Raw genomic sequence first — 6,642 nt, 5'->3', positions numbered from 1 at the left:
GCACCCAGCACGGCCGGATCTCCGTCACCGCCGCCCGCGGCACCTCCGCCACCCTCGACGCCGGCACCGCCTACGGCCGCATCCACAACGCACTCGCCAACACCGACGGCGCCGCCGCCAACCTCACCATCCACGCGTCCACCGGCTACGGCGACATCGACGCCCGCAGCCTGTGAGGGAGCGTCCCATGACCGAGCCGGCCCCTGTCGAGCCCGATCGTCCCGGAAGTCCGCACCACCGCACCACCCCACCAACCGACGAGCGGTCGGGGTTCGGTTCCGCAGCCGCGAGAAGAGGAGGGGACGGCCCTCGTCCCAAGCCGCCCGACCGGTGACCGGGCCCCTCCCCTTGCGGCGAGGGGCGTCGGGCGGGACGCACGGCGGCGCCGGGAACACGCCGTCGTCGTCCTTGCGCGGCGGTGAGGGGTCCGGTTCGTAGCATGAGCCGGTGATCACGTCCGATGAGCGGGGTCCCCGGCGGCACGGGCCGCGCAGGCAGCCGGTGCGGTGGCGCCGGCTCGTCCTCGGTGCGGCCGGGGGCCTGGCGGGGGCCGGCGTGATCGTCGCCGGGCTCACTCTCCGCGACGGCTCGGCGGAGCCGGCCCCCGCCGCTTCCGCCGGCACTTCCCCGCGGGCGGCCCGGAGCACGGCGCCCCCGCTCCCCGCGGCTGCGCCTGCGGCACCGCGTCCCACCGGCAGCGTGCGGATCGCCGCGGTCGGGGACGTCGTGATGGGCACACTGCCCGACGACCTGCCGCCGGACGACGGCGCCTCCTTCTTCGACCCGGTCCAGGACCTGCTCGCCGGCGACGTGGTCCTGGGGAACCTGGAGGGCACCCTCACCACCGGCGGGACCAGCAAGTGCGACGACGACAGTCCGCACTGCTTCGCCTTCCGCGCCCCGCCGTCCTACGGCCGCTGGTTCAAGAAGGCCGGCTTCACCGTGATGAACCTGGCCAACAACCACATCGACGACTTCGGGGCGCAGGGCCGGCGCGAGACGATGGCCGCGCTGCGCGCCGCGGACCTGCCGTTCACCGGCCGCGCGGGCCAGATCACCCTCCAGCGGGTGCACGGCATCCGCGTCGCGGTGCTCGGGTTCGCCCCCGACCAGGGGTCCGCCGACCTCACGGACATCCCCGCCGCGAAGCGGCTGACCGCCCGCGCCGCGGCGATGGCGGACCTCGTCGTCGTCACCATGCACGCCGGCGCGGAAGGCGCGGACCACACCCATGTCGAGCCGGGCACCGAGTACTTCCTCGGCGAGGACCGCGGCGACGCCCACCGCTTCAGCCGCGCGGTGATCGACGCCGGCGCCGACCTCGTGGTGGGCAGCGGCCCGCACGTGATGCGCGGGATGGAGTTCTACAAGGGCCGGCTGATCGCCTACAGCCTGGGCAACTTCGCCGGCTACAAGGTGTTCGGCCTCGGCGGCATCCTCTCCACCAGCGGCGTCCTCGACGTCACCCTCCACGCCGACGGCACCTACGCCTCCGGACGCCTGCACCCGACCGAACTCGTCCCGCCGGGCACGCCGGAGCCGGGCGGCGACGGCATCGACCTCGTCGCCGGCCTGTCGCAGGAGGACTTCGGCCCGTACGCCGCCCGCATCGCATCCGACGGGACGATCCGGCACCCCTAGCCGGGGCCGCCGGCCAGCAGCGCCCGGTCCCTTCCAGCATTTAGATTGTGCACAACTTAATTGTGTGCTTTGATTCGGGTCGGGGCACCCCGGACCTTCCCCAGCAGGGAGGACGGACGCGCGGCCGGAGAGCGAGCGATCCCTTCGCCCTCCCCCGCGCCTGTCCCAGGTGCTCGACGCGCCCGCCGCCGACCGCGGTGCGGCGCTCCCGACTCACAGGAACCGGAACACGCCATGAACTCCCCCAAGAGGCTGCTCGCGCTGTCCGCACTGGCGACCGCGGCGGTCGTCGCCGGCACCGCCCCGACCGTCGCGACGGCGGCGCCGCGGCACGCGGACGAGCCGGCCAGGCCGACCGTCGTGCTGGTGCACGGCGCCTTCGCCGACGGGTCGAGCTGGAACAAGGTGACCCGGCGCCTCCAGGCCGCGGGCTACCGGGTCGTCGTCCCCGCCAACCCGCTGCGCGGCCTCGAGAGCGACTCCGCCTACCTCTCGAACGTGCTCAAGAACGTGCCCGGCCCCGTCGTCCTGGTCGGCCACTCCTACGGCGGCGAGGTCATCACCGACGCGGCCGCCGAAAACGCGCAGGTCAAGGCACTCGTCTACATCGCCGCCATCGCCCCGGAGAAGGGCGAGAGCGCCAACGACATCCTGGGGGCCTACCCCGGCAGCGAGCTGCCCGGCGCCCTCAACCCCCTGCCCTACCCCCGCCCCGACGGCAGCACCGGCACCGACCTGTACGTCAAGCCCGACAAGTTCCGCGCCGTCTTCGCCGCGGACGTCCCCGCGGCCGAGGCCCGCGCGATGGCCGCGGCGCAGCGCCCCATCGACGCCTCCGCGCTCGACGCCCGCAGCGAGCACGCCGCCTGGCACACCCTGCCCTCCTGGTACGCCGTCGCCCGCAACGACCGTACGATCCCTCCCGCCGCCGAGCGCCACATGGCCGAGCGGGCCGGGGCGCACATCACCGAGGTCGACTCCTCCCACGCCATGGCCGTCTCCCACCCCGGTGCCGTCACCCGCGTGATCGAGCAGGCCGCCCGGGCGACCGCCTCGCGGTGACGACGCCTCGCCTCCCGGCGCGGGCCGTGCGGATCGGCCGCCGGCTCACCGGCTCCAGTACTGGGCGAGGGCTCCCTCCCGGTACGGGGCCGGGCTGACGCTGAGTTCGCCGGCGAAGGGGCGGTCCAGGACGAAGACCAGGAGCAGGCTGAAGCCGACCAGTCCCGCGACCGAGGCGACGAACAGGAGCTGGACCCGCAGTTTGCGCATGCCGTAGAGGAACGTGAGCGGGACCAGGACCAGTGCGCCGCCGAAGGCCAGGACCTGCAGCAGCGGAGGGAGTTCCTGTCCGGCCATGGTCAGCCGGGCGCGGCGCTGGGAGGCGACGTCGTTGAGATGGCTGACGGCCTCCTCGTAGAAAACCTCCTCGCGCCCGCTCCTGGGATCGAAGGTCTGCAGCGCCTCGAAGGCGGCCCGCAGGTGACTCTCGGTGGCCCCGTAGCTCGGATGCCCGGCGCGCATCCGGGGCCACTGGTCCTCGACGACCGCGTGGACGTAGCCGCTCAGGCTGGCGTCGAGGCGGGCGTGCACCGGTGCCGGAAAGGCCGCGGCGTCGCGGGCGATGAGGGCCGCGTCGGTGGCCTCGGACGCGACGATGGTCTGGGTGTCCTCCATCTGGGTCCACAGGGTGACGATGACGAACGCCAGGATGATGCCGTAGATCGCGCCGAACATCCCCAGCGTCACGCCGACCATGTCGTTGTGCTCGCCGCGGGCCACCGAGGGATAGCGGCGGCGCAGCAGCACACTGCCGGTGACGGCCACCAGGACGGTCCCGCCGACGGCGACGACGGCGAGGGTGAAGGTGCTGAAATGGTTGAGCAGCCACAGCGACGACATGGGCGCGGAGTCTAGGGCGGAGCGAGGGGCCCTTCGCGCCGGTGAGGGCGCGTGAGCGGTGCGGGGGCGGGGAGTTGGGGCGGGCGGTGCACACCATCGAGTGAGCGGCGTTCGGCACCCCGGCCCCCGTTGCCGGGGCCGGTGTGTGCCGTGCGCGGCGGCACGGTCGTCGCTGCCGTGCCGCCGCGGGTCCACCCACCTCCACCACCGCGCGGGTACCCCCGGGCGGGCGGCTCACCCCACGCCGCCGCCGGGAGTCGCGGCCCGTGGCCGGCCCGGTGGCGGGCAGGCCGTCGCGCCGGTGCGGTTTCGGCCTCAGGTCTGCGCGGGCGGTGCCCAGGGCTTCGCCGCGGGCCGCGGGGCCTCGAAGGCGCTGCGGAGGGTCTCCTTCAGGGACTTGGGCGGTGCTTCCTTCTCCTGGGTGAGTGCATGAGCCGGGCGTGCCGGGCGAGTACGCCGGGCGTGTGGTTGCGGGCCGCGTCCTCGGCGGCCGCGACGGCCTGTGCCGTCCCCGTCCCGCCATGTGGATCTTGAACGGCGGGTGCCGGGGCCGCGCCCGCGCACGCCGCGCCGTGGTGGCCGCCGGCCGGCGGGGTGGCCGGGTGGTCCGCGAGGGGGACCATCGGGCCCTGCCCGCCGGCACCGCTGGTCACCGATCCTGAAGACGGCACCTTCGCATCGGCCGGGAGAAGGCGATCGCCATGTTTTGGTACGGCGGCTGGGGGCCGGGCGGCTGGTTCCTCATGCTCGTGACCACGCTGCTGTTCTGGGCTCTCGTGGTCGCGGCGGGCGTGGCCCTCGTGCGCCACCTGTCCGCTTCCCCGCGCGGCCGGCAGGCCGCGCCGCCTTGGGAGCCCGGTGATCCGCGGTGGGACGGCCGGCGGGCGGAAGAGCTGCTCGCCGAGCGGTTCGCGCGCGGGCAGATCGACGAGGAGGAGTACGAACGCCGTCTCGCGCTGCTGCGGGAACACCGGTGACGGCCCCGCGCGCCGCGGCCAGGGGCGCGGCAGGAGGCGGGGGGCGGCGGGTGACCGCAGGCGGGTTCACTCGTTTGCCGGATTGCCGGGCCCCACCTCCTAGGTCGCGGAAGGCACCCGCCTGATGGTCTCGTCCTTGCTCCGCCGCTTACCCAAGGTCTCCCCCCGCGGCCTGCTCCACGCCGAGCAGCGGCTCGCCGAGCGGTACGCCGATCTCGTGCGGCTGGCGTATCTGGTACTGCCCCCGGCCCTGGGCAGGCACCGGCGGGTCCTGCTCGCCCACGCGCTGGTGCAGCGGACCCTGCCCGCCGCGGCGCCCGGCGTCCCCGCGCCCCGTGCGGCCCGGGACGACGCCCCGCCCATGTCCCGGTCGCTGTATGTGCCGGTGCTGCGCGAGGTCCTGGCCCTCTCCCGGCGGCCGCCGCTCTGGCCCGGCCGCGTCCCGCCGCCGAGGATGCTGCTGCCCCGGCTGCCCGTGGTGTGGGGGCTGCGGCTGTCGCCCCGCGCGGGCGGGGCCGACGAACTCGCCCTGAGCCGGGCGCTGTCGGAGCTGTCGGCGACCGCGCGGGCCGCCTTCATCCTGCTGCGGGTGGAACGGCTGACCGAGGCGGAGACACGCGGGGTCCTGGAGACGGCCGGGTTCGGCGGCGTCGAGGCCGACCTGCGCACGGCACTCGATCTCGACGCCGTCCTCGACTCCGGCGCCGCCGGAATCCTCACGTCCGAGGAGTTCGACCCGTGCACGGTGCGGGCCCGGCCGAGCGATCTGCTGCGCCGCCGCCGTCGCGTGCACCTGGCGGGAATCGCCGTACTGGTGGCGCTGATCACCGTGGTGACGCTGGTGGTCAGTGACGGTGTCCCCACCGTGCCCGCGGGGGCCGGGGCGCACCGTGCGTCCCGGCCCGCGCCGGCCGTCGACGACGTGGTCCGGGTGGCTTCCGGGGCGTGGGCCGCCACCTCCCGGGTGGACTTCACGGCCTGGCCCGCGCGCGGCCCGCGGGTGAAGGACCGGGCGCTGCTGCGCCGGGCGCTGACGGCGTGGGCCGGGGACGCGGACGCCACGCGGATCAGCCGGAGTGCCGGCACCGCGGCGGGCCCGCCCCTTGACGCACCGCACCTGCTGTACGCCGGACCGGCCGGCGGCGGCACGGTGGTGCTGCTGTACGACGGTCAACGCCTCGCGCGCTACCGCGAAGCAGCTCCCTCAGGTGCCCGGTCCCTGGTGCTGGCCCGGGTGGACGACGCGGACGTGACGACGGCCGCCGCCGTCGCCCTGGACACCTCCGGCAAGGCGGTGCGCTACCTCCTGGCGCCCTGGGTGGCCGAGTCGCAGACCCGCGACCTGTTGCGTCCCGCCACCCCTGCCCGCCCGCTCGCCGTGGACGGCGACGGACTGACCGCGCCGGTCCCGGTGTTCGGCGCCGGCGCCGGCTGCGGCAGCCGTACCGTGCTCCAACTGCGCTCGTCCTCGCGGATCGCCGAACACCATGCCTTCCTGCTGGCCGGGCTCGGCGAGCTCACCGCCGTGCACCTGACCTACACGCCCCTTCCCGGGCACGGCGCGCCGGCGCGGCGGCCGCGGGAGGCCACCGGCCCGGCCGCCCTGCTCGCCTGGGCCCGGACGGGCTGCGCCGTCGGCCTGCCCCACGGGCCGGGGGTGAAGGCGGTCAACGTCTGGGACTTCGCCGAGCAGGACCTGCCCGACAGGGCCGGGCCCGGTGTGTGGACGTGCGCGCGGGCCGACACCTGGCGCGGTCCCGGCGAGGTGACGGTGGCCCTGCGCACGGCCGGGGCGGGCACGGGCGAACAGGCCCGCATCGTGGCCAGGGCGCGGGCGACCGGCGCCTGCGGCAGGTTCGGGCAGCACGTCGTCGTCCACGCGAACTGGCGGTCCCCGAAGGGCACCTGGTACGTGCTCGCCGCGGGAAGCCGCGCCGTGAAGGGACTGATCGTCACCGGTGACGTCACCGCCGGCACCGACGGCACTACCCTCGCAGTGCCCGCTCCGGCCCGGGCCCGCACCGCGGTGCGGGCCCGGCTGGCCGGGGGCCTGCGGCCCATCGACCTGTCGGCAGGACGATCCGGGTGAACTGCCAAGGAGCCGTCCGGCATGAGGGGGGCG

Annotated in this window: 5 protein-coding genes; 4 read left to right on the top strand and 1 reads right to left on the bottom strand. The window is 75.5% G+C overall.

What is annotated here, in order from left to right; translation table 11 throughout:
• The first annotated feature begins 447 nt into the window (after positions 1-447).
• Entirely contained in the window at positions 448-1,641 is a 1,194-nt protein-coding gene (locus ACF08B_RS37555) for a CapA family protein (protein ID WP_392321510.1), read from the top strand.
• A gap of 234 nt (positions 1,642-1,875) precedes the next feature.
• Positions 1,876-2,703 carry an alpha/beta fold hydrolase gene (locus tag ACF08B_RS37550; RefSeq protein ID WP_392321509.1) on the top strand — a complete coding sequence of 276 codons (828 nt, stop codon included), beginning with the start codon at positions 1,876-1,878 and terminating at the stop codon, positions 2,701-2,703.
• 45 nt (positions 2,704-2,748) lie between these two features.
• On the opposite strand, the gene ACF08B_RS37545 is transcribed toward ACF08B_RS37550, so the two are convergent.
• On the bottom strand, positions 2,749-3,543 hold the full coding sequence (locus tag ACF08B_RS37545) for a DUF4239 domain-containing protein (protein ID WP_073898875.1): 795 nt from the start codon (positions 3,541-3,543) through the stop codon (positions 2,749-2,751).
• A 701-nt stretch (positions 3,544-4,244) separates the two neighbouring features.
• Between ACF08B_RS37545 and ACF08B_RS37540 the strand changes: the two genes are divergently transcribed.
• Together ACF08B_RS37540 and ACF08B_RS37535 are read left to right on the top strand one after the other, a co-directional pair.
• Positions 4,245-4,520: an SHOCT domain-containing protein gene (locus tag ACF08B_RS37540; RefSeq protein ID WP_392321508.1), complete on the top strand. Its 276-nt coding sequence runs from the start codon at positions 4,245-4,247 to the stop codon at positions 4,518-4,520.
• 124 nt (positions 4,521-4,644) lie between these two features.
• A complete protein-coding gene (locus tag ACF08B_RS37535) occupies positions 4,645-6,609 on the top strand; it encodes a hypothetical protein (protein WP_392321507.1) in 1,965 nt (654 codons plus the stop codon).
• Positions 6,610-6,642: the final 33 nt, after the last annotated feature.

It is taken from the genome of Streptomyces sp. NPDC015139, from assembly GCF_043079785.1.
Lineage (GTDB): Bacteria > Actinomycetota > Actinomycetes > Streptomycetales > Streptomycetaceae > Streptomyces > Streptomyces albidocamelliae.
This window is presented reverse-complemented; position numbering and strand designations above follow the sequence as displayed.